Here is a 20,621-nt window from a genome sequence, read left to right on the forward strand (position 1 = left end):
TGAGGTGCCGTATCCAGCCTGTCCACTAGTGGAAGGTTGCCAAAACTTGCTGAACTTCAGGAGTCTTAATATGCGTAACTTTGATCTCACCCCACTTTATCGCTCTGCTATCGGTTTTGATCGCCTGTTTAACCTGCTCGAATCTAATCAGAACCAGAGCAATGGCGGCTATCCTCCTTATAACGTAGAACTGGTCGATGAAAATCACTATCGCATTACGATTGCGGTGGCCGGTTTTTCTCAGAGCGAACTGGATATTACAGCGCACGATAACGTGCTGATTGTGCGGGGAGCCCATCCTGAAGAGCAGGCCGAGCGTAAATACCTGTATCAGGGAATCGCCGAGCGCAACTTCGAGCGTAAATTCCAGCTCGCCGACCACATTGTAGTGCGCGATGCCCGTCTCGAAAATGGTCTGCTGAGCATCGACCTTGAACGTCTGGTGCCGGAAGAGGCGAAACCACGCCGTATTGAGATTCTGAAGTAAGATTGAGATTCAGAATTAACCATGACAAACGCCGCTTATGCGGCGTTTGTCGTTTTTGATGTCAGTGGGAGCGCAGGCTCAGGGAGCATACGCAGCGTCAGCGGCGTTTCAGACGGCTGGCATACCCAAATCAGGGTGAATCTGGCCGCAACGAGTAAACTCAACGCGCAGGAAACACGGGCAGAAGAGGAAAGCGTCCCGTGCCATGGACAAAAACGTCGGGAGCGTTTTTGAACAACGCGAAGCGTTGGCCCGGCAACGGGCGCACCTCAGGGATGAGGTTCGTAATCGCGCGGGCCGAGCGTGCCATGGAGGGCGGTTTTTGCGTCTTTCCGATCTGACCGTGCTTCCTGCGCTTGCTCGGTCTCACAGCTAACCGGGTCAGATTTTATCAACAACCTCTAACGCCGTGGCAGCGGCGTTTTTTAACTTTACGGCTGCGTTCTCATCGCTAAACGCTGACCCAGCACGCCACCAAACACATTGACCAGCAACCCCAGAATAATCACTGCCGCGCCCAGCATCTGCTGCCCGGAGAGATGCTCATCCAGCACCAGTGCAGCGGTAACAATCCCCACGACCGGCACCAGCAGCGACAGCGGCGCGACGCGCCAGGTTTCATAGCGACTTAGCAGATTCCCCCAGATGGCATAGCCCACAATGGTGGCGACAAACGCCAGATAGAACAGCGCCAGCACGGTCTGCAGGCCGATATGCAGCAGGCTGTTAACGATGGCGGCCTCGCCATCAAACAGCAGAGAGCAGGCAAAGAAGGGAATGACCGGTACCAGTGCACTCCAGACCACCAGCGACATGATCGGCACACTGCGGTTCCGCATAATGATCTTATTAGTGATATTGCCCAGCCCCCATGACAGCGCCGCCGAGAGTGTCAGCATCATGGTGGTCAGCGTAATACCGGCGCTGGTCTGCCCTTCCATGCCTGCTGTTGCCAGCATAAACATCCCCAGCGTGGCGATGATAATCCCGACAATATGATTCCAGCGCAGCTTTTCCGCCAGCAGCAGCGCGCCCAGCAACAGGGTAAAGAAGGCCTGCGCCTGCAGCACCAGCGAGGCCAGACCGGCTGGCATACCAAGTTTGATCGCCAGGAACAGAAACGCGAACTGACCAAAACTGATGGTCATGCCGTAAACGACCAGCCAGCGCAGCGGGATCGGCGGGCGACGCACAAAGAAAATGGCGGGAAAGGCGACCAGAGAGAAACGCAGTCCGGCGAGCAAAAAGGGCGGCATGCCCTGCAGCCCCAGCTTAATCACCACAAAATTCACGCCCCACGCCACCACCACGCACAGCGCTAACAGCATATCTTTTACCGACATCAGAAACTCCTTGTGCCGCCGTCAGGCGGTGACCGCAATCGGGGTGGCGATATCAGCACAACACGCGTCCCCCACGATGCGAAAATAATCCTCTGCAGCCAGCGCGATCGACTTCTCCAGTTCGCCCGCGTTAAACCATAATGTGCCGACCTGTTGCAGCCGGGAATCCACCCGCAGCGCCAGCCGGTCATCAAAACTAAATGGCGGCACAGCGCCCATGACACAGTCGGTCAGTGCCTGTGCCAGCTCCGGCGCGGCGAAAGAGGATTTTTTGCCACCGATCGCGCGCGCCGCATTTTTAAAATTGATCCGGCAGTCGCCCGGCACAATGGCCAGCAGCTGTCGCGAGGGCGCACCATCCGGCATGCTCACCTCCAGCACCATCGCTTTGGCCGCCTGACCCAGTGCGTTGCCGCGTATCTGGCTGATCTGCTCGGTTTGCCCTACCGCCTCATGCTCCACCACACGGTAGCTGGCCTGATGCTGATCCAGCAGCGCAGTAATCTTTTCAAACGTCGTCATTCCCTTCTCCTTTTCTGGCACAACTTAATGGCACAACCTGGCTTAGCTCCAGGCGATAGCATGTTTCATCTTTTTATCGGTCAGCCCGAAAAAGAACCCCATCGTGATACGGGTATCGCCTTCGACCCGATCAATCTCATGATAAAAAGCGGGATTAAACAGATAGACATCGCCACTGCGCGGTGAAAATTCGCAGATCTCGCTGTGATCAATGACCCCACTGCGATAGCCCAGCTCACCGGCGGTTTTGAACTGCTCATCCTCCGGCGACCACTTTTTGTTGTAGATGCGCAGCGCACCACCCGCGCTGCACTCCTGCAGGCAGACCACGCAGCTGAGCTGATGCAATATTTGTGTCACAACCAGGGAGGTTCCTGCAGCATCGCGCACGATATTGTCGTTATGTAGCGGGTTCGCGACGCCATCAGCATGAAAGCGCACGATAGAACCGGCGTAGTCACCACAACCCGGTTCGTGGGCGATGTTTAAGCTCTCCAGCCGCAGCGCGTGCTGCACCCAGCGGTAAATCTGTTCGCGCAGTGTGTTGAGTGATGCCGGCAGCGCCGGCTGGATATCGCGCAGCTCAGTGAAATAGTTATCAGGTGCCGCCGTATGGCGTGCCAGATAGGGACCCAGCGTGGTCAGCGCGCCATTGGGATAGTGAGAGACACGGATCTTTTCCCGGCAGCTCTGCAGGTCAGTCACCACCGCTTGCCGCACGTCTGGCGTCAGAAAGTTACGCAGCACCAGTAGCGGCACCCGTGCAGTGACGATGTCATCCAGCCAGGTCGATTCCACAAACATGTTGGGATTAATCACGCGGAACTGATTGAAAATTGCCATGTTTATCACTCCCTAAACGGTATTTCATAGAGTTCATGATTATTCATTCGCCGCCAGCTGCCGGCGCTGCCTGGTATTGTCACGGGTTCAGAGGCGATCAGCGTGCAACCGTCCTGTTGCCGAAAATGCATCGTAAAATAGTCCGGCCAGGGGGTGTCGTGCGGATACCACTGCCACGCCCAGGCTTTGTCGCGGGTGACGAAAATGGCATTGCCTGCGCTGCCGCCTGGCTCAACCTGCGCCATCTTTGCGCGCAGATAGTCCCGGGTGAAATCAGCAGGGGTGGTCTGATCCACTAAATAGCGCAGATACTCTTCAGAATCGAAGCGTGATTCCGCCAGGCCGAGCTGACGGTAAATGGTCGGCAGAAAGCCGTTATGCATCATGTACCACTGATGTCCGGCGCTGTTGCGCCACAGCGGATGCGAAAACTCGATCCCCTGATTTTTGCTCAATGTGGCGTGACGCACATGAACCGCCAGAAACCGACTGCGCAGACGATCCACGTCAATACCCGGCAGGGCGTCTGCGAACGGGCCGGTGCCATGCAGGGTGTGAATCTCGCCCTGTTCCAGCCACAGACAGCCCCAGCCATTGGGATGCGATTTGATCGGGCCATCGTGTTCGGCGCCTTCGCCGCAGCTCATGGCGCGTGCTGCCTCCAGAATCTGTGCGCTGTCAAACTGGCCATATGCCAGAATCATCCTGCACATACTTTGTCTCTCCCGGCGGTGACTGATTGCGCGGCAATCACCTGCTTAAACGTGGTCATGATTGGCTCACGTGCTGTATCTGTCAGACTGAAGGTGGCGAGGATACCCGCATGACGGGTCAGATCGGCATAGAGCGAGGAGCGTGGCGAAACCTGCAGTGCAGGCAATCTGAGGGGTGGCAACAGCGCACCCTGCTGATGCTGTTCGATCCAGCTTTCGGCAGCCTGCAGCTGCGCCGGTTGCCGTAACCGCAGCTGTCCAACCGCACCGGATCCGGTGAAAGCAAAAGCAGGCAGTGGATCGCCCGCCTCCAGCCGGAAGGTGACATCCGCCCAGTTGATGCCCGTTGCCTCCTGCACCAGCATTGCCACCCCCATGCCGGAAAGCCGGAATCCCATCTCAAGGAAATGCGGTACGCCATTAACCACAATAAAATCGATATGAAACGCGCCCTGACGATAGCCAAAGGTTTCACAACAGAAGGTCATCAGGCTACTGAACGATGCCGGCAAGGCCGCTGCCGCCATTGCTACATGCCCCGACTCATAAAAACTGACGCATCCCTGGCTATCCCGGTGCTGCTCAATCACCTTCTGGCAGCAGGTCAGTGCCTGGGGATGCCCCTGATGCACCACACCCTGCAACGAAAACTCAGTGCCTGTCAGCGCACTTTCCACAATAAAGCCGCTGAAGCCGCGACCGCCATAGTTCATGGTCTGCACCAGCTGTTTCACCACACTGCGCAGTTGATCGGCGCGTTCAATCAGAAAGATGCCCAGGCCGCCGCCGCCATCCACTGGTTTCACGACACACGGATAGATCAGCGCCTGTTCCGCATCCAGAATGCTGAGCGGTGACGCGAAAAAGCGGAACTCTGGCTGCGGGAAGCGCGGCCAGGCTTTTTTCAGCGCCATGCGCTGCGCATATTTATCCATGGGAATAAAGGCGGCAGGCGCGTCTGGCCCGGCCAGCATCTCACGCAGCCGTCCGGCGCTGGCGTTGTAAGCTTCAAAGCCTGCCAGCACCACCAGCGGATGCGCCAGTAAACCGGCATGCAGATAAGCCTGCATGAGCTCCCACGGATTCTCAGGACGGTCGAGGCGAATAATCAGATCAAACGGCAACGCCAGACTGAGCGACTGGTAATCGACAAAATCACCCATTTCCGCCAGCACGGTAAAATAGCCGTCGCGCTTCGCCACCGCGCAATAAGGATTTTGTCCGTCGCGGGTGGCGCCAATTTGCAGGAAAATCTTTTTCATCGCCTCGCCTTACCGGGTTAACGCCCGGAAATGATTTCTGTCACGATGTCATTGAGCACACCGTTATTGACCTGAATCACCGCTTTGTGAGGATCAAAACGCAGGACGCGCGACAGCGGATCGGTACTTTTGCCCTCCAGCAGCGAACTGACCGGCCTGCTCTGCCAGCAGTGGCGCATCTGCGTCAGCGTCAGGCCGGAGAGCTGTGTTAACTGCTGAGCCAGTTCGACGTCGTTATTGCGTTGTTCAATCAGATCGCGAATAGCGGCTTCCTCCAGCGCAATCTGCTGCTGCGACAGCCAGTGTCCCAGCTGCTCTCCGTGCGCCAGGAAGGGTGAGTAAATCATGCAGATCAGCTGATCTTCACTGAGGTTAAACGCCTGCATGGCGAAATCTGCCGCGCGCTGCCGCTGCTGCCGGATGGCGTCGTCGTCCTGATAGCGCGCCGCCATCTCATTAATGAGCGCGGACGGAAAATCTTTCTTCACCATCAGCCCCAGCGCGAAGCGCACATACTCGCGGATCCCTTCGGCATAGTGGCGCTGCAGCAGCGTTTCAGCCCGCAGTCCGCGCAGATGCGCCATCAGCGTTGGATTACCGCAGTCGGACTCGGAAAAGCTGAACATCAGTTCATCAAAACGGAAGCGCATAAATTCGCTGAGCAGCGCCCAGTGCGCGCCCGCTTCATAGGCGGTGTCCTGATAAATGTTGAAAAACAGCGGGTCACGTGCGAGCTGATGGGTGATGCGGTGCGCGGCTGTCAGCTGATCGGCCCCGTAAACGTCAGAGAAGTAGCGCTCTGCCACACCGTCCAGCGTCTGGAGAAATCCGCTGAAGCCCCGGCTTTTGTCCGCTACCGGCGCATCAAACAGCCGGGAAAGGTGTCTCGCCCAGGCGACATAGGCGGCCTGCTCCTGCGGCGAGTCGCCGGTGATAATCAGATCCACGCCGCCGTTGTAGTCTGCCGCCAGACCAAAGGAGTTCACCATGCTGAGATTACAGGCGTTGCAGAAGGTCGAGCGCGCATCAGCGCGAAAACGGTGGCCATTCATCAGCACGTCATTGCGGTTCTGCTGCCGTACGCTCTCAGGAATCGTCAGGTCGCGGGCAAACGGTCGGATCAGCAGGCCATCTACCACCAGGCATTCTGTCCGTTCATCGTCATGCATCGCCAGCGCCTGATAAACGCGGTGGATGTTCTCCATCACGCTCTGATTCATCGCCGCATGACGGTTAGTACTGACCCGCAGATGAAACGTGCTGCCCTGCTGCAGCCAGATCAGCCCCTGAAGGTAACGCACGTAAGCCACCATGTAGCTACTGTCTTTTCCGCCGCCATAGGCGAGCAGAACGCGGTTATTTTCCAGCATCTGCTGATCCGGCAACGCCGCCAGCAGGCGAACAGAGCAGCGCTGAGCCGATTCAATGATGGCGGGCGACAGATACGCTTCAATCTCCTTCATCATGGCGGGCAGATTGTTCATTTTTCACGTTTCCCTCAGTTGAACAGTATCACTTTATGGCCTGAAGCCGGCGGCTGACGGGGCGTCGGGCCGTTTAGCGTCATGAATAATTAAGAGATGCAGCCTAAACTACTTTGAATGTACTCTGTTGAATATGCACAGATCAGCGCGATATGGGGTGGAACAGATGGCCGATATTATCGGGGAACAGGAGAGTCAGAACAGTCGTTACCGCCAGATCGCAGAACAGATTAAGCAGGCCATTCACGGCGGTTCACTGGCACCCGACAGCCGTCTGCCGTCGGTGCGGACGCTGGCAACACAGTACAATGTCAGCCTCACCACCGCCCTGAAAACACTGCGCACGCTGGAAGATGAGCGCTACGCCGTTGCCCGTCCAAAATCGGGCTTTTTTGTTGCCTCGCAGCGGCCTGCCTCGCGTCAGCTGCCCGCCGTCAGCGAACAGCCGCGCGCCATCGCGCCGCTGGATGAGCAGACAGAACTGCATCTGGCGATGCTCGGCTCAGACTGCCGGGTGCGTCTCGATCTGGCTAACGGCGACAGCGCCCTTTATCCGGTCAAGCGCATCGGCCTGCTGATGCGCCAGATGGGCTACAGCAAACCGGCGCTGCTCGGCAATACGGTCAAAGGTACCGGCTATGCGCCGCTGAAAACTGAGATTGCCCGACGCGCGGTCGATTACGGCTGCAATATCAGCGCCGACGACATTCTGATCACCAACGGCTGCATAGAGGCGATTTCGCTGTCCCTGCGCGCCACCACCCAGCCGGGCGATGTGGTGGCAGTAGAGTCACCCTGCTATTTCGTGCTGCTGCAGATGCTGCATAACCTCAATTTACGGGTGATTGAAGTGGAAGCCGGGCCGGAAGGGTATGTGAATGTGGCGAAGCTGACCGGATTATTTCAGCGCAAGGCGGTACGGGTTTTTCTCACCCTGTGCAACGTCAATAATCCGCTGGGCAAGAGCATTCCTAACGAGCATAAAGCCTATATTGCGCGGCAGGCGGATGAAAACGATGTGGTGATCATTGAGGATGATATTTTTGGCGATACCGCCTTTGGTGAGCGTCGCCCCTTCCCGATGCGCGCCTTCAGCCCCAACGCCATTCTCTGCAGCGGCTTTTCCAAAACCGTGGCACCTGGCATTCGCATTGGCTGGGTTCACAGCGTCAATTACATGCGCAAAATCGCCTCGCTGAAATATACCTCTACGATGGGCACCTCGGTGTTGTCACAGGCGGCGGTGGCGGAGTTGCTGCGCAGCGGGGGCTATGATGCGCATCTGCGCAAGCTGCGTCGCGAGCTGGCGCGGCAAATCCGTGAGATGCGTCAGTCGGTGCTGCGGGAATTTCCGGCGGGAACACGCGTGTCCGATCCGGAAGGAGGCTATGTGCTGTGGGTCGAGATGCCGGGAAAGGCGCTGAACGTGCGTGAGCTGTTTCTGAAAGCGCGTAATGCGGGCATCGGCATTGCGCCGGGCCACATTTTTGCCACCGACCAGCGCTACGATCACTGTTTCCGGCTGAATGCCGGTTTCGGCTGGAATGCTGAGGTGGAACAGGCCATTAAACAGCTGGCACAGTGGTGCCAGCTGTCGTTAACCGATCCACAGGAAGAGCAGGATTAGCTGTCGCGCCAGGCGATCTCAACCTCTTCCGCCAGAATCTGCACTGCCCGCTCGATGTTCTCTGCATCCGGCACGTAGTTCATCCGCATACATTGATGGGTGTGTGGCCACGCCTGCTCCAGCCCCGGGAAGAAGAAGTGGCCTGGCACCATCAACACGCCGCGCGCTTTAAGCCGCTGATAAAGCAATTCAGTGGTGATCGGCAGATCGCGGAACCAGAGCCAGAGGAAAATGGCCCCTTCCGGCTTGTGGATCAGGCAGCGATCTTCCGGCAGATAGCGCCGCAGGATCGCGATGGTCTGCTGCACCTTCTGCTGGTAGAACGGCTTGATCACCTCTTCGGAGAGCCGCAACAGATCGCCGCGACGAATCATCTCATTGGCGATGGCCGGACCGATACTGCCTGGTGCCAGACTGATAATGCCGTTCATGTTGCTCAGTGCAGTAATCGTCTTCTCGTCAGCAATAATAATGCCGCAACGCGCACCCGGCAGGCCGAGCTTCGACAGACTCATGCAGAGAATGATGTTGGGATTCCACAGCGGGCGCACCTCGCTGAAGATGATGCCGGGGAACGGCACACCATAGGCATTGTCGATCAGCAGCGGCACGTCATGCTGCTGTGCCAGCGCATCGAGCTGCATCAGCTCATCATCAGTGATCACATTACCGGTAGGATTTGTCGGGCGCGAGACGCAGATCAGCCCGACCTCATCGTTCATCGGCAGATGCTCGAAATCGACATGATATTTAAACTGGCCTTCCGGCAGCAGCTCAATGTTCGGCTTCGCCGAGACAAACAGCGCCTCTTCCAGACCGGCATCCGCATAGCCAAGATACTCAGGCGCCAGCGGGAACAGCACTCGCTTCTTGCTGCCATCGGCCCGGCGACCGGCATACAGGTTAAACAGATAGAAGAAAGCGCTCTGACTGCCGTTGGTCAGTGCGATATTCTCTGCGGTGATCGGCCAGCCAAGCTGTTCACGCAGCAATTCAGCCAGTGACGCCAGCAGCGTCGCTTTGCCACGCGGACCGTCATAATTGCACAGCGCTTCGCTGAGTTTGCCTTCCTCGTGCATCTGCTGCAGCAGTTGCTGAAAGTAGTCGTTCATGGCCGGAATTTGCGCCGGATTGCCGCCACCCAGCATGATGGTGCCGGGCGTGCGGAGGCCCGCGCCCATATCTTCCATCAGACGTGAGATGCCGGAATGTTGGGTAAATTTGTCGCCGAACTGAGAAAAGGACATAGCGGTTAAATATTTGTGATAACGAATCGGGGGTCCACCATAACGCCCGCCATCGGCGGGCGCAATGGGAAGGCGTGGGGATTACTTCAGTGCCTGCGGGTTAACGCAGTTCTTCTCGACGCTTCCGCCAAGTGCGGCGATGAGATTTTCTACCGCATCCTGCATCATGCCGTAACGGGTTTCGTGTGTCGCAGAACCGATGTGCGGCAGCGTCACCACATTGGGCAATGACAGCAGTGGGGAGTCGGCAGAGACCGGCTCCTGCTCAAACACATCCAGTCCGGCGGCATGCAGTTTGCCTGCCTGCAAGGCAGCGATCAGCGCCTTCTCATCCACCACCGGTCCGCGCCCGGCGTTGATCAGCACCGCATCCGGTTTCATCAGGTCCAGCTCGGCGGCCCCAATCAGATGGTGTGTCTCTTCAGTCAGCGGCAGGCTAATGCAGACGAAATCACTCTGCTTCAGCAGCGCTTCCCGTTCACAGCGCTGTGCGCCAAAGCGTGACTGTGCCTCCTCATGCTCACGGCGGGCGTTATAGAGGATTTTCATGCCAAAACCAAAGTGCGCCCGCTGCGCAAGCGCCATCCCGATACGTCCCATGCCGAGAATACCCAGCGTTTTATGGTGTACGTCGATGCCGAACTGCGCCGGTCCGATGCTCTTCTGCCAGTTACCCGCTTTAACCCAGGCATCCAGTTCCGGCACCCGGCGCGCCGTGCTCAGCACCAGCGCCATCATGGTGTCTGCCACGGTTTCGGTCAGCACGGTCGGCGTGTGCATCAGCACCACGTTACGCTGATTCAGGGCGTCTACATCAAAATTATCGTAGCCCACAGAGACGCTGGAGCAGACGCGAAGATTGGGCATTTTCGCCAGCAGCTCGCCATTCACTTTACCGCCCGATCCCAGCAGACCTTCTGCCTGCTGGAAATCCGCAGCATACTTCTGCTGGCTCTCTGGTGAGAGATCGCTGATTTCCGTCACGTCACACTGTTCAGCCAGGCGGGCATAAAGATCGTCAGGCAGTTTTTTATAAAGAATTACAGCGGGTTTCATTCGGTGGCTCCCGGTCAATAAGTTACGGGCGGCTTGCAGGCCGCCCGGAGAAATAGAGGCTAACGTTTACGCTTTCAGGCCGGTTTCGCACCCTGCAACGGTGGCGCTTTATTCTGCGCCGGCTTCACAATCAGCGTCAGCCACACCGAAACCAGCAGGGCCGATCCCATAAAGATGTAGGAGGCGGATGGGCTGCCGGTTGCTCCATTAAGATAGCCGACAATCCATGAACCGATAAACGATCCCAGCGCACCCATGCTGTTGATCAACGCCATTGCACCACCGGCAACATTACGCGGCAGCATTTCAGGGATGATGGCAAAGAACGGTCCGTAAGGCGCATACATCGCGGCACCGGCAATCACCAACAGGGTGTAGGACATCCAGAAGTGGTTAGATCCCACCAGGTACGAGCCGAGGAAAGCCAGCGCACCGATCAGCAGCAGTGGCCAGACGAACAGCTTGCGGTTCTGGGTTTTGTCAGACGCCCAGGAGACAATCACCATCGCAATGGTTGCCGCCAGATAAGGCACCGCTGACAACCAGCCCGCTTCGACCATGCCCATCTGCGTGCCGTTACGCAGAATCGACGGCAGCCACAGCACAAAGCCATACACGCCGATGCTCCAGGCAAAATATTGCAGACAGAGAATGATCACGTTGCGGTTACGGAACGCTTCACCGTAGTTGCGCACCGCTTTGATGTTTTCCTGCTCTTTCTGCAGTTCAGCCTGCAACGCCGCTTTCTCGGCATCGCTCATCCAGCGCGCCTGTGCGGGTTTATCCTGCACCAGGAACCACCAGGCGATCGCCCAGATCACCGCAGGAATCCCTTCGATGATAAACATCTCACGCCAGCCAAAGGATTCGATCAGATAGCCCGACACCACCGACATCCACAGCACCGTGACGGGATTCCCCAGGATCAGGAAGGTGTTGGCGCGTGAACGCTCCGATTTGGTAAACCAGTTGCTGATATAAATCAGCATCGCAGGCATTACCGCAGCTTCCACCACGCCCAGAACAAAGCGAATGGCTGCCAGCATCGGAATGTTGCTGACCACGCCGGTCAGCGAGGCGCAGCCGCCCCACAGAATCAGGCAAACGAAGATCAGTTTTTTGACGCTGCGGCGTTCGGCGTAAATCGCACCCGGGATCTGGAAGAAGAAGTAACCCAGGAAGAACAGCGCACCCAGCAGCGAGGACATGCCTTTGGTGATGCCGAGATCGTCATTAATCCCGGCAGCAGAAGCGAAGCTAAAATTTGCACGATCAAGATACGCCAGGCTGTAGGTGATAAACACGATGGGCATGATGAACCACCAGCGTTTTGGCGCGATTGTCTGCTTTTTCATCGGGAACTCCTGTGACTGTAGAGGGGCGCGAACTACACGTCGCCCAGTTGCTGACGCGTCGGCAGACCTTCGCTGTCACCAATGACCTGAATCGCCATCGAACCAATTTTGTTGCCGCGACGAATCGCCTGCGGCAGCGACTGACCTTCCAGCAGGGCGCTGATAACGCCAACGGCAAAACCGTCACCGGCACCCACGGTATCCACCACGTTATCGACTTTTATCGCCTCAACCTGACCCTTTTCGCCCTGCGACGTTTTATACCAGGCACCGTCACAACCGGTTTTTATGACCACGGCTTTGACACCCTTGTCGAGATAGAAATCGGCGATCGCTTCCGGCTGACGATAACCGGTCAGAATCAGCCCCTCTTTTTCGCCCGGCAGCACCCAGTCGGCATACTCCGCCAGCAGATTGAGTTGCTTACGCATCTCCTCTTCGCTGCGCCACAACACCGGCCGCAGGTTAGGGTCAAACGAAATAGTTTTACCGCGTGCACGCATTTCTTTGGCGGTGTGCTTCAGCAGCGCCAGCGAGCTCTCTGACAGCGCCGCCGCCACACCGCTCAGGTGCAGATGACGCGCCGAGCCGAAATAGTCTGCATCAAAATCCTCAACCGACAGATGGCTGGCCGCCGAGCCTTTACGAAAATATTCCACCAGCGGATCAGAACCGTCATCGACTTTGGACTTGAGCTGAAAACCGGTGGGATAGCGTTTATCGACCGTCACACAGGCGTGGTCGATACCCTCTTTTTCCAGCTGCTGGCAGATAAACCGGCCGAAAGCGTCATCGCCGATACGGCTGACCCAGCCCACTTTCAGGCCAAGACGTGCCAGGCCGGTCGCCACATTGAGTTCAGCGCCCGCAGAACGTTTAACAAAGGTCTCTGCTGCGGCCAGATCGCCAGTCTCGCGGGCGATAAACATCGCCATCGCTTCACCGATGGTGACCACATCAAGCTGACCGTTGTGATGATTAATGTGCGTCATATCTGTTCCTTACACGTTACGCAGCAGCGACACGTAGTGGCGTGTCACCGCAGTCAGATCGTCGCCTTCCAGCGGAAATTCGATACCGCGCGGTGCCTGTGCGGGCAGCTGTTGCAGCAGCGTGCGCCAGTGGTCATCCGCCTCATCCAGCGCAATCGCCCGGAAGCTATCCTGGTGCGGCACGGCCGCTTTGACGTGCACATAACCCACCTGCGCGGCCAGTTGTTGCGCTGCCTGGTCGGCATCTTCCCCGGTCCAGCGCCAGTTACCCATATCAAAGGTCATGCTGATCGGCAGATCGGCTTCCCTGACCGCCGTAAAAAACGCGACGGACGGCGCCAGTCGACCATGCTCAGTCTGGTCATTTTCCACGGTCAGCTGAAACGGCAGATCCGCCAGCAGCGCCTGCAACGTTTCGCGAGGGAGTGCACCGGTAAAGTCTCCCAGCGCCACTTTCAGCCGCTGAGCGTTTAACTGGCGTGCTTCTTCAACGTAGTGGATCAGGCGTGGATTGATTTCGCCGCCGTCACAAAACAGCGTATCGGGCACCGAATAGCTGGCGTGCAGCTGATGCTGCGCCACCGCCCGGCCCAGCGCGGGCAGATCGGTAAGCGCCGTGTCATCAAGCAGTTCGCGGCGGATTTCAACGCCGTCAGCGCCCGCCTGCTGAATAATCGGCAGCAGCGCACGCTGACCGCCGAGTGCGGCGATCTGCGCGTGGCCATAAGCGGCGGTCACCACGATGATGTCAGGTTTCATGTTCTACTCCATGGCAGGGTTCTGCCCATAACGAATAGAAAAACCCTAAATGGAACCGGTTCCAAAGCAAAGGAGCAAACTGTGAAATTATGATCGTGCTCACGAAGCGAGCACGTAAACGGAAGGTTAAATCTGAAATTCAGCCCAGAGGCTGGCTTGAGCCGCGAACAATCAGTTCACCAGAGAAGACCTGCTCGCCAACCGGCACATCACTGCCCTCAATACGGGCAATCAGGCGTTCCAGTGCACTGAAGCCAATCTGCCAGGTGGGTTGTTTCAGCGTGGTGATACCGACACCGGCCAGCGCCGCCCACTCCAGTTCATCAAAACCGAGCAGGCCGATATCGCGACCCCAGTGCAGATTGAGTCGTTGTAACGATCGCGCCACCTGCAGCGTCAGCGCCCCGTTGGCGACCATCACCGCGCAGCGTTTGCCGGTATGACGCTGATGGAAGGCCAGCAACGCCTGGTCCAGCGCATCGGGCTGATGCAGCCCCACTTCAGTATTCTCATGCTCAACCTGAGGATGCGTTGCCAGCAGCTGGCGGAAAGCCTGCAGACGCTCGCGGCGAGTGTTGACGCTGCCCAGCGGCTCACTCAGAAACAGCAGTGCGTTATAGCCATTGTCGACCAGATGGCGCGTGGCTGTTTCAGCCGCTTCGGCGTTATTCAGTCCCACTACATCGCAGGGAAAATCGGGGATTTTTCGGTCAATCAGCACCATTGGCAGCAGGGATTGTTGCAGATGATTCAGCACCTCTTCACGCATACCGACCGCGTTAACCACGATGCCTTCTACCTGATAGCTGCTAAGCAGTTGCAGATAGTGCTGCTCCAGATCCACTTCATTATTGGTGTTACACATCAGCAGGGTAAAACCCTGCTCGCGGCAGGCGGCTTCAATACCGCTCATCACATCGACGGAATAGGGATTGGTGATATCGGCAATAATCAGCCCGATCAGGCGGGTACGTCCGCGCTTCAGGCCGCGCGCCATCTGGCTTGGACGATAGCTGAGATCGGCAATCGCCTGCTCAATCCGCGCTTTTAAACCGTCAGAAAGCAGATGCAGCTCGCCATTGAGATAGCGTGAAACGCTGGTTTTGCCCGTTCGTGCCGCGTGAGCAACATCGCTGATGGTGGCACGAGGCGGCCTGATTTTCATGAGATATCCTGCGAAATGAGAAACCAGGCAGAGACTAGCACAAGCAAAGCTCACCGCAAAAAGTGCTATACCGGTAATTGCAGCCAGGGTTGCCATAGGGTCTGTAACGTTTCCGGTGGTGCGCCATTGATCAGCTGGATGACCATTTCAGCCACCTGCTCTCCGGCCTGGTGCGGTGTTGCCTGGCGAATAGCGACAATGGGATGATCGAGAATCGCATCACGCGGCAATCCCTCCCAGCCTGCCAGCAGAATGGCACGCTCACCTGCTGACCGTCCTGCCTGATGCAGTGCCAGAGCGGCGCCTTCAGCCAGCACAGCGCAGTCGGTGATAATCACTTCCGGTACCGCCGCCTCTGCCAGCCACTGCCTGGTTTGCTGATAGCCGGCACGGCGAGACGGCGACACAGCCGCCATCGCATAAGGTGCGACATCGCCCAGCGCGGTCAGATATCCCTGACGACGCTCACGCACCTGCGTGCTGTGTTCATTGCTACCGAGCCAGGCTATCCGCTGCCGTCCCTGCGCCAGCGACCAGCTCACCGCCATCTGCGAACCCGCGAAGTGATCCACATCAAACCAGGCATAAGTGGGTGGCAGATCGCTGCGGCCCAGCGCCAGAAAGCGAAAATTAGCCTGAAGCAGCGCATGAAGTCGGCTGTCATCGGGCGTAGTGTGACCGACGATAAGGGCATCCACGGCCCCACTGCGCAACAGATGTGTCAGTGTCGACTGACTCTGCTGCTTATCCATCAGTAACAGCAGATTAATGTCATGACAGGCAAGGTGATGATCCAGCGACAGCAGCATGTCGCTAAAGTCGCTGCCACTCAGAGAGGATGCACTGATCGGGTAGATAAGACCCACCGCGTTAGCGCGACCGGTTTTCAGACGCCGCGCCGCTGCATTGGGTCGGTAGCCGCGCCGCTGCGCTTCCTCTTCGATACGCTTACGCGTTTCGTGAGCAACGTCCTGATAACCATTAAGGGCACGACTGACCGTCGTCACGGAAAGGCCTAAAACCGTAGCGATGGCTTTAAGAGACATGAGGAAACATTCTCTGATCAATTTTTGATCAGGCTACCATAAAGCGTCTGCTGGCTCTATTCGCCGAAACATTACTGGTTCTTTTAGCGGAAGGCTTTACAGAAAAAAGACGCCCCCAGGTCGGGGGCGCGCGCGATTATTACAGTGGGCTGAGCGTGATCTCAACACGACGGTTTTGTGCTTTGCCTGCTTCGGTGCTGTTGGTGGCAACCGGATTATCCGGGCCTGCACCCTGCGTACGCAGGCGATCGCTGGCAACACCCTGCACGATCAACGCGCTGGCAACACTTTCAGCACGCTGTTGAGACAGGCGCATGTTCAGTGCACGGCTGCCAGTGCTGTCGGTGTAACCTACGACGTTTACCGCTGTTTTCGGATACTCTTTCAGCACCATTGAAACACCGGTCAGGGTATTTGCACCGGCCGGTTTCAGATTGCTGCTATTAGAGTCGAAGGTGACATTATTTGGCATATTCAGAACGATGTTATCGCCATTACGGGTCACGCTGACACCCGTGCCGCGCATTTTGTCGCGCAGTTTCGCTTCCTGTACATCCATGTAGTAGCCCACGCCACCGCCCAGTGCAGCACCGCCAGCGGCACCAATCAGTGCGCCTTTACGACGATCTTTTTTCGACGAGGAGAGCACGCCGACACCGGCACCCACGAGTGCGCCCAGGCCCGCGCCCACGCCTGACTTACCCGCCTGAGATTCGCCGGTGTAAGGATTAGTCGTACACCCTGGCAGGGCCAGGGTGCCGCTTAATAACAAAGTGATGGCGATTAATTTTTTCTGCATTTTTGTTCCCTTACATTCGACACACAGGGGAAAACCTTTCCCATAAGTGGCACGATTATGCCGCCTGATGCCAGGGAATGTAGTGCGGAAAAATCCTGATTTACCGTGAATCACGTCTTTTGATTGTCAGGATGACAAAAACAGTTGCTCTGATGATCATTTATCAGCCCACAGGCCTGCATAAAGGAGTAGCAAATTGTGGGGCCGATGAATTTAAAACCACGCTGCTTTAACGCCTTAGAGAGCGCAATGGCGTGCTCTGACGTCGTGGGTGCCTGGCTGTAATCAGAATAATCGTGAACGATTTGCACGTTATCGACAAATTGCCAGACGAAGTGGCTGAAATCTTCGCCTTTCGTCTCCATTTCAAGATAAGCACGCGCGTTAGCGATAATGGCCGCGATTTTACCCGCGTGGCGGATAATGCCGCTGTTGAGCATCAGCGCGTCAATATCTGTGGAATCCATCAATGCTATGGCCTGCGGATCAAACTGGTGAAAGGCCGCCCGATAGTTTTCCCGCTTTTTTAGCACGGTGATCCAGGATAATCCCGCCTGCTGCCCTTCCAGACAAAGCATCTCAAACAGCGCGCGTTTGTCTCTTTGCACCACACCCCATTCACGGTCGTGATAGGCCAGATAGAGGGGATCCTGCGTTACCCAACCACATCGTTGCATCACTTTTTTCCTTTAATGACGTGAAAATTCTGGCGGTCCGCTTGATCTTAGAATTTATCGGTTGATAGTTAAACAACCACCGGTTAAATAACAGAGACGGGCCGAAAATTTAATTAAGACGCCGGATAATAACTTCAGTTTTGCCCGGAGAAGCGATGGTGCCGAGAAGCGGTTGGAAAGGTCTGCGGACCTGCTGTGCTGTATGCCTGTTACTCTTAACGCAACCGACTTTTGCCCGCGGTGGCACCTCTGCGCCTCAACATCCCGTCTTCTCTCCCGACTACGACACGATCCTGGCGGAGAAGATCGCCCTGAACCCACTCGCCTTCAGCGATGAAAGCCGCGCCCTGTTTGAAGCCGCCATTAACTCGCCTACCGCATCCCCCATTGCCCTGCACAGTGAAACCGGCAGCGTAGGCACTACGCCGCTGGGAAAACGCTATCGGGCGGGCGTTGACCTGCCTATTGCCCCGTCACTCACCACCGGACCCGTGGCGCAGTATGCGGTCGATCCGCAGCAGATGAACTGTCTGCAATGCGATTACAGCGATCAGCAGAGCCGTGAGCAGAGCGCCAGCGTCGGCTGGCGCATTGATTCGAAACAGGGATGGATATCGCCCTGGGCGCAGCTGAGTTATCACTATCTGATGGCCGATACATCGCAGAATCCCCGGCGCGAGGCAACCAACGGCTCTGATCAATCCGATGGCATTGATGTGAGCATCGGTGCACAAATGCCACTCAACGCGAATCTGGCGGCTTTTGCTGCGTTTTCACAAAGTGAGGCGCTGAATAATCAGGAGCAGCAACTTTATACCTTTGGATTCAGTGCCAGCTTCTAGCGGGGCATAAAATGAGAAAGGGAATCGGGCGTTTAAAATATAATGAGTCCGCTAATCATTATACCGGTAACCTTATGCGCAACGATTTGACAATTATTGGCCGCGAAATAGCGGTTTTCCTTCTGGCAGCTCTGGTTCTCGCGTTGACTATCGTCCCTGTCTACATTGATGTGGCCTGGATGAACGACGCGCTCCACGAAACCTCTTTTACTGAAACCACCCAGGAATGCATGCTGGCGATGATCGCCGCACTGTTCTTTATTGCGGCTCAACGCCGTCCCGCTCAGCGCGGGGCGCTGACCTTAGTGGCGGGCTTTTACAGCTGCATGCTCATCCGCGAACTCGACTTTGTTTTTGATACTTTTCAGCACGGCAGCTGGGTCTGGTTTGCACTGGCCGTTACGGCGGGTTCGCTGGCTGTCGCGCTGCGGACGCCGAAAAAAACCGTGCATGCGCTGGCGAATCTGCTGCTGCACCGCAGCTGGCCGGTGATGGCCTCTGGCTTCTTAGTGGTGCTGGTCTTCTCCCGCCTGTTTGGTGTGCATGCGCTGTGGCAGCATCTGATGCTGGGAGATTACAACCGCGTGGTGAAAAACATGGCCGAAGAGGGTACCGAGCTTCTGGGATACAGCCTCTGCTGGCTCGCCTCAGTGCGCTATTTGTGGCAGACCCGTCCGGCTGCTGCGGGTGTCCGGGTACAAATCACCGAATCTGCACCGGCCCGCCACGCGACCTCCACGGTCACCTCACACTGATCCGCAGCGTTGCTTTTTAAGCGATCCGCACCCTTAAAACAGGTACAATAAACACTTCTGCGTCGGTGATGGGTTCCCGACGCAAGGTGTTCGTTAACCTCAGGTCTTTTCATGTCAGCTAAAATCTTAACTTCAACGCTTATTGGCCTGGATGCCTTCCGACAGGATCCGCTGAATGCCCTGCAGCAGGCGGAAAAGGGCACGCTGGCGGTGTTAGATAACTATGCGCCGGTGATGTACGCCATCACACCGACGCGTCTGGCTGAGCTGCTGGCGCTGGAAACCGCCGCCCGGCAGCCAAATGATGTGGCGCTGGATGACAGCCTGTATGACGACGCGCCCGCCGCGATTCATACGCCGGCAGGCAAGTTCGCCATGTATCAGGGCTGGCAGCCGGATGCCGACTTTACCCGTCAGGCCGCCATCTGGGGCGTGGCGCTAAGTGAACCGGTAACGCCCAGCGAGCTGGCGGCCTTTGTGGCCTACTGGCAGGCCGAAGGCCGGATGTTCCATCATGTGCAGTGGCAACAAAAGCTGGCGCGCAGCGTTCAGATGAACCGCGCCGCAAATGGCGGGCAACCGAAGCGTGATATTACGCAGTTGCCTGATCCTGACCGTACCATTCCCGATGGTTTCCGAGGTGAATGATGAAAACGCCCAACGATCTCTTTAACCGTCTGAAAAGAATGATGCCTGAGGGCACCCGGCCGAAATTTGCTAATGGTGAAGAGCTGCTGGCGTGGAATCAGGAGCAGGGTCGCCTGCGTTCAGAGGCGATTGTGCGTGAAAACCGCGCAATGAAAATGCAGCGCGTGATGGGCCGATCCGGTATTCGTGAGCTGCACATGAACTGCTCATTTGATAATTACCGGGTAGAGAACGAGGGACAGCGCAAAGCGCTGGAGCTGGCACGTCAGTACGCTGCCGAATTTGATGGCAGCATCGCCAGCTTTGTCTTTTCAGGACGTCCCGGCACCGGTAAGAACCATCTGGCTGCCGCGATTGGCAATGACCTGATTCTGCGCGGTAAAAGCGTGCTGATCGTGACGGTGGCCGATCTGATGTCGAGTATGAAGGGCACCTTCAGCGGCAGTAGCGGCATTACCGAAGAACGGCTGATTCAGGATCTCAGCAGCGTTGATCTGCTGGTGATTGATGAAATTGGTATGCAGAGCGAATCGCGCTACGAAAAAGTGATCATCAACCAGATAGTTGATCGCCGTTCTTCGTCGAAACGACCGACCGGCATGTTATCTAACCTCGACCATGCAGGTATGAATGCACTGCTGGGTGAACGCGTCATGGATCGTATGCGGCTCGGTAACAGCCTGTGGGTGCGTTTCGACTGGGAAAGCTATCGCAGTCGGGTGCGCGGCGACGAATATTAATCAGTGACCCGGCTGTGCCGGGTCACTGCGTTAATCGGGCCTGATGTTCCGCATCCTTGCCATTCACCACCCTTGCTTTGTCTTTCTCCCCTACCCGGCGCAGACAACGGTGCTGCACCCGCAGTCTCGCCCGCTCCGCCGGTACCACAGAAAACCCGTGTTAATCCGGCAATCCGATCATCATCACGATCTCCGCCACCGTCGATTGGGTTGTGTGAAACAGCACGCAAAGTGTGGGATGAAGAATCCGCATGGGCTG

21 protein-coding genes are annotated in these 20,621 nt (G+C 56.9%); 6 read left to right on the plus strand and 15 right to left on the minus strand.

Annotation, left to right across the window (positions count from 1 at the left end; all coding sequences use genetic code 11):
• Positions 1-70: 70 nt before the first annotated feature.
• Positions 71-487: a small heat shock chaperone IbpA gene (ibpA, locus tag H7K52_RS16195; protein WP_003849623.1), complete on the plus strand. Its 417-nt coding sequence runs from the start codon at positions 71-73 to the stop codon at positions 485-487.
• A 431-nt stretch (positions 488-918) separates the two neighbouring features.
• Here ibpA and H7K52_RS16200 read toward each other — a convergent pair whose 3' ends face one another.
• From H7K52_RS16200 to H7K52_RS16225, 6 genes are read right to left on the minus strand one after another with little or no spacing between them, the layout of a single operon-like run.
• Entirely contained in the window at positions 919-1,830 is a 912-nt protein-coding gene (locus H7K52_RS16200) for an O-acetylserine/cysteine exporter (protein WP_003849621.1), read from the minus strand.
• Positions 1,831-1,851: 21 nt separating this feature from the next.
• Positions 1,852-2,352 carry a YbaK/EbsC family protein gene (locus H7K52_RS16205; RefSeq protein WP_003849620.1) on the minus strand — a complete coding sequence of 167 codons (501 nt, stop codon included), beginning with the start codon at positions 2,350-2,352 and terminating at the stop codon, positions 1,852-1,854.
• Positions 2,353-2,394: 42 nt separating this feature from the next.
• Positions 2,395-3,195, minus strand: a complete 801-nt coding sequence (locus tag H7K52_RS16210; protein ID WP_008926390.1) for a 2OG-Fe(II)-dependent halogenase WelO5 family protein — start codon at positions 3,193-3,195, stop codon at positions 2,395-2,397.
• A gap of 5 nt (positions 3,196-3,200) precedes the next feature.
• Positions 3,201-3,908, minus strand: coding sequence for a class II glutamine amidotransferase (locus H7K52_RS16215; protein WP_008926389.1), 708 nt, complete (start codon positions 3,906-3,908; stop codon positions 3,201-3,203).
• Positions 3,896-5,170, minus strand: a complete 1,275-nt coding sequence (locus H7K52_RS16220) for an ATP-grasp domain-containing protein (protein ID WP_039658662.1) — start codon at positions 5,168-5,170, stop codon at positions 3,896-3,898. The genes H7K52_RS16215 and H7K52_RS16220 overlap by 13 nt, the downstream gene beginning before the upstream one ends.
• Positions 5,171-5,187: 17 nt before the next feature.
• The gene (locus H7K52_RS16225) at positions 5,188-6,654 is read right to left on the minus strand and encodes a hypothetical protein (protein ID WP_140034177.1); all 1,467 of its coding nucleotides are present in this window, start codon (positions 6,652-6,654) and stop codon (positions 5,188-5,190) included.
• A gap of 166 nt (positions 6,655-6,820) precedes the next feature.
• On the opposite strand from H7K52_RS16225, the gene H7K52_RS16230 reads away from it, so the two are divergent.
• Complete coding sequence (locus tag H7K52_RS16230; RefSeq protein ID WP_154926848.1) at positions 6,821-8,281, plus strand: aminotransferase-like domain-containing protein; 1,461 nt, start codon at positions 6,821-6,823, stop codon at positions 8,279-8,281.
• Here the strand turns inward: H7K52_RS16230 and H7K52_RS16235 are convergent.
• The 9 genes from H7K52_RS16235 to H7K52_RS16275 all read right to left on the minus strand — a co-directional run bounded on the left by H7K52_RS16235 (position 8,278) and on the right by H7K52_RS16275 (position 17,377).
• A complete protein-coding gene (locus tag H7K52_RS16235; RefSeq protein ID WP_078805074.1) occupies positions 8,278-9,528 on the minus strand; it encodes a valine--pyruvate transaminase in 1,251 nt (416 codons plus the stop codon). The two genes, H7K52_RS16230 and H7K52_RS16235, sit on opposite strands and share 4 nt — an antisense overlap.
• Before the next feature lie 81 nt (positions 9,529-9,609).
• Positions 9,610-10,584, minus strand: coding sequence for a glyoxylate/hydroxypyruvate reductase GhrB (gene ghrB / locus H7K52_RS16240; protein WP_008926385.1), 975 nt, complete (start codon positions 10,582-10,584; stop codon positions 9,610-9,612).
• Positions 10,585-10,658: 74 nt separating this feature from the next.
• Positions 10,659-11,939, minus strand: a complete 1,281-nt coding sequence (locus tag H7K52_RS16245; RefSeq protein WP_003849602.1) for an MFS transporter — start codon at positions 11,937-11,939, stop codon at positions 10,659-10,661.
• 32 nt (positions 11,940-11,971) lie between these two features.
• Positions 11,972-12,931 carry a sugar kinase gene (locus H7K52_RS16250; RefSeq protein ID WP_008926384.1) on the minus strand — a complete coding sequence of 320 codons (960 nt, stop codon included), beginning with the start codon at positions 12,929-12,931 and terminating at the stop codon, positions 11,972-11,974.
• A 9-nt stretch (positions 12,932-12,940) separates the two neighbouring features.
• Positions 12,941-13,690: a sugar phosphate isomerase/epimerase family protein gene (locus H7K52_RS16255; RefSeq protein WP_008926383.1), complete on the minus strand. Its 750-nt coding sequence runs from the start codon at positions 13,688-13,690 to the stop codon at positions 12,941-12,943.
• A gap of 139 nt (positions 13,691-13,829) precedes the next feature.
• Complete coding sequence (locus tag H7K52_RS16260; protein ID WP_003849597.1) at positions 13,830-14,855, minus strand: LacI family DNA-binding transcriptional regulator; 1,026 nt, start codon at positions 14,853-14,855, stop codon at positions 13,830-13,832.
• A gap of 65 nt (positions 14,856-14,920) precedes the next feature.
• On the minus strand, positions 14,921-15,901 hold the full coding sequence (locus H7K52_RS16265) for a LacI family DNA-binding transcriptional regulator (RefSeq protein WP_003849595.1): 981 nt from the start codon (positions 15,899-15,901) through the stop codon (positions 14,921-14,923).
• Between the two features lie 139 nt (positions 15,902-16,040).
• Positions 16,041-16,700, minus strand: a complete 660-nt coding sequence (locus H7K52_RS16270) for an OmpA family lipoprotein (RefSeq protein WP_003849594.1) — start codon at positions 16,698-16,700, stop codon at positions 16,041-16,043.
• A gap of 110 nt (positions 16,701-16,810) precedes the next feature.
• A complete protein-coding gene (locus tag H7K52_RS16275) occupies positions 16,811-17,377 on the minus strand; it encodes a DNA-3-methyladenine glycosylase I (RefSeq protein WP_182630224.1) in 567 nt (188 codons plus the stop codon).
• 155 nt (positions 17,378-17,532) lie between these two features.
• On the opposite strand from H7K52_RS16275, the gene H7K52_RS16280 reads away from it, so the two are divergent.
• The 4 genes from H7K52_RS16280 (at position 17,533) to dnaC (ending at position 20,362) form a co-directional block, all read left to right on the plus strand.
• Complete coding sequence (locus tag H7K52_RS16280) at positions 17,533-18,219, plus strand: hypothetical protein (protein ID WP_003849591.1); 687 nt, start codon at positions 17,533-17,535, stop codon at positions 18,217-18,219.
• Positions 18,220-18,293: 74 nt separating this feature from the next.
• On the plus strand, positions 18,294-18,974 hold the full coding sequence (locus H7K52_RS16285) for a hypothetical protein (RefSeq protein WP_182630225.1): 681 nt from the start codon (positions 18,294-18,296) through the stop codon (positions 18,972-18,974).
• A 111-nt stretch (positions 18,975-19,085) separates the two neighbouring features.
• Positions 19,086-19,622, plus strand: coding sequence for a primosomal protein DnaT (gene dnaT / locus H7K52_RS16290; protein WP_182630226.1), 537 nt, complete (start codon positions 19,086-19,088; stop codon positions 19,620-19,622).
• Positions 19,622-20,362, plus strand: coding sequence for a replicative helicase loader DnaC (gene dnaC / locus H7K52_RS16295; protein ID WP_003849584.1), 741 nt, complete (start codon positions 19,622-19,624; stop codon positions 20,360-20,362). The genes dnaT and dnaC overlap by 1 nt, the downstream gene beginning before the upstream one ends.
• The last annotated feature ends 259 nt before the right edge of the window (positions 20,363-20,621 follow it).

Origin of the sequence: Pantoea hericii (assembly GCF_014155795.1) — a bacterium.
GTDB lineage: Bacteria > Pseudomonadota > Gammaproteobacteria > Enterobacterales > Enterobacteriaceae > Pantoea > Pantoea eucalypti.

What these genes read in the sequence shown, in the direction of transcription:
- ibpA (WP_003849623.1), top strand. Translation starts at nt 71, where the DNA reads ATGCGTAACTTTGATCTCACCCCACTTTATCGCTCTGCTATCGGTTTT.
- H7K52_RS16200 (WP_003849621.1), bottom strand. Translation starts at nt 1,830, where the DNA reads ATGTCGGTAAAAGATATGCTGTTAGCGCTGTGCGTGGTGGTGGCGTGG.
- H7K52_RS16205 (WP_003849620.1), bottom strand. Translation starts at nt 2,352, where the DNA reads ATGACGACGTTTGAAAAGATTACTGCGCTGCTGGATCAGCATCAGGCC.
- H7K52_RS16210 (WP_008926390.1), bottom strand. Translation starts at nt 3,195, where the DNA reads ATGGCAATTTTCAATCAGTTCCGCGTGATTAATCCCAACATGTTTGTG.
- H7K52_RS16215 (WP_008926389.1), bottom strand. Translation starts at nt 3,908, where the DNA reads ATGTGCAGGATGATTCTGGCATATGGCCAGTTTGACAGCGCACAGATT.
- H7K52_RS16220 (WP_039658662.1), bottom strand. Translation starts at nt 5,170, where the DNA reads ATGAAAAAGATTTTCCTGCAAATTGGCGCCACCCGCGACGGACAAAAT.
- H7K52_RS16225 (WP_140034177.1), bottom strand. Translation starts at nt 6,654, where the DNA reads ATGAACAATCTGCCCGCCATGATGAAGGAGATTGAAGCGTATCTGTCG.
- H7K52_RS16230 (WP_154926848.1), top strand. Translation starts at nt 6,821, where the DNA reads ATGGCCGATATTATCGGGGAACAGGAGAGTCAGAACAGTCGTTACCGC.
- H7K52_RS16235 (WP_078805074.1), bottom strand. Translation starts at nt 9,528, where the DNA reads ATGTCCTTTTCTCAGTTCGGCGACAAATTTACCCAACATTCCGGCATC.
- ghrB (WP_008926385.1), bottom strand. Translation starts at nt 10,584, where the DNA reads ATGAAACCCGCTGTAATTCTTTATAAAAAACTGCCTGACGATCTTTAT.
- H7K52_RS16245 (WP_003849602.1), bottom strand. Translation starts at nt 11,939, where the DNA reads ATGAAAAAGCAGACAATCGCGCCAAAACGCTGGTGGTTCATCATGCCC.
- H7K52_RS16250 (WP_008926384.1), bottom strand. Translation starts at nt 12,931, where the DNA reads ATGACGCACATTAATCATCACAACGGTCAGCTTGATGTGGTCACCATC.
- H7K52_RS16255 (WP_008926383.1), bottom strand. Translation starts at nt 13,690, where the DNA reads ATGAAACCTGACATCATCGTGGTGACCGCCGCTTATGGCCACGCGCAG.
- H7K52_RS16260 (WP_003849597.1), bottom strand. Translation starts at nt 14,855, where the DNA reads ATGAAAATCAGGCCGCCTCGTGCCACCATCAGCGATGTTGCTCACGCG.
- H7K52_RS16265 (WP_003849595.1), bottom strand. Translation starts at nt 15,901, where the DNA reads ATGTCTCTTAAAGCCATCGCTACGGTTTTAGGCCTTTCCGTGACGACG.
- H7K52_RS16270 (WP_003849594.1), bottom strand. Translation starts at nt 16,700, where the DNA reads ATGCAGAAAAAATTAATCGCCATCACTTTGTTATTAAGCGGCACCCTG.
- H7K52_RS16275 (WP_182630224.1), bottom strand. Translation starts at nt 17,377, where the DNA reads ATGCAACGATGTGGTTGGGTAACGCAGGATCCCCTCTATCTGGCCTAT.
- H7K52_RS16280 (WP_003849591.1), top strand. Translation starts at nt 17,533, where the DNA reads ATGGTGCCGAGAAGCGGTTGGAAAGGTCTGCGGACCTGCTGTGCTGTA.
- H7K52_RS16285 (WP_182630225.1), top strand. Translation starts at nt 18,294, where the DNA reads ATGCGCAACGATTTGACAATTATTGGCCGCGAAATAGCGGTTTTCCTT.
- dnaT (WP_182630226.1), top strand. Translation starts at nt 19,086, where the DNA reads ATGTCAGCTAAAATCTTAACTTCAACGCTTATTGGCCTGGATGCCTTC.
- dnaC (WP_003849584.1), top strand. Translation starts at nt 19,622, where the DNA reads ATGAAAACGCCCAACGATCTCTTTAACCGTCTGAAAAGAATGATGCCT.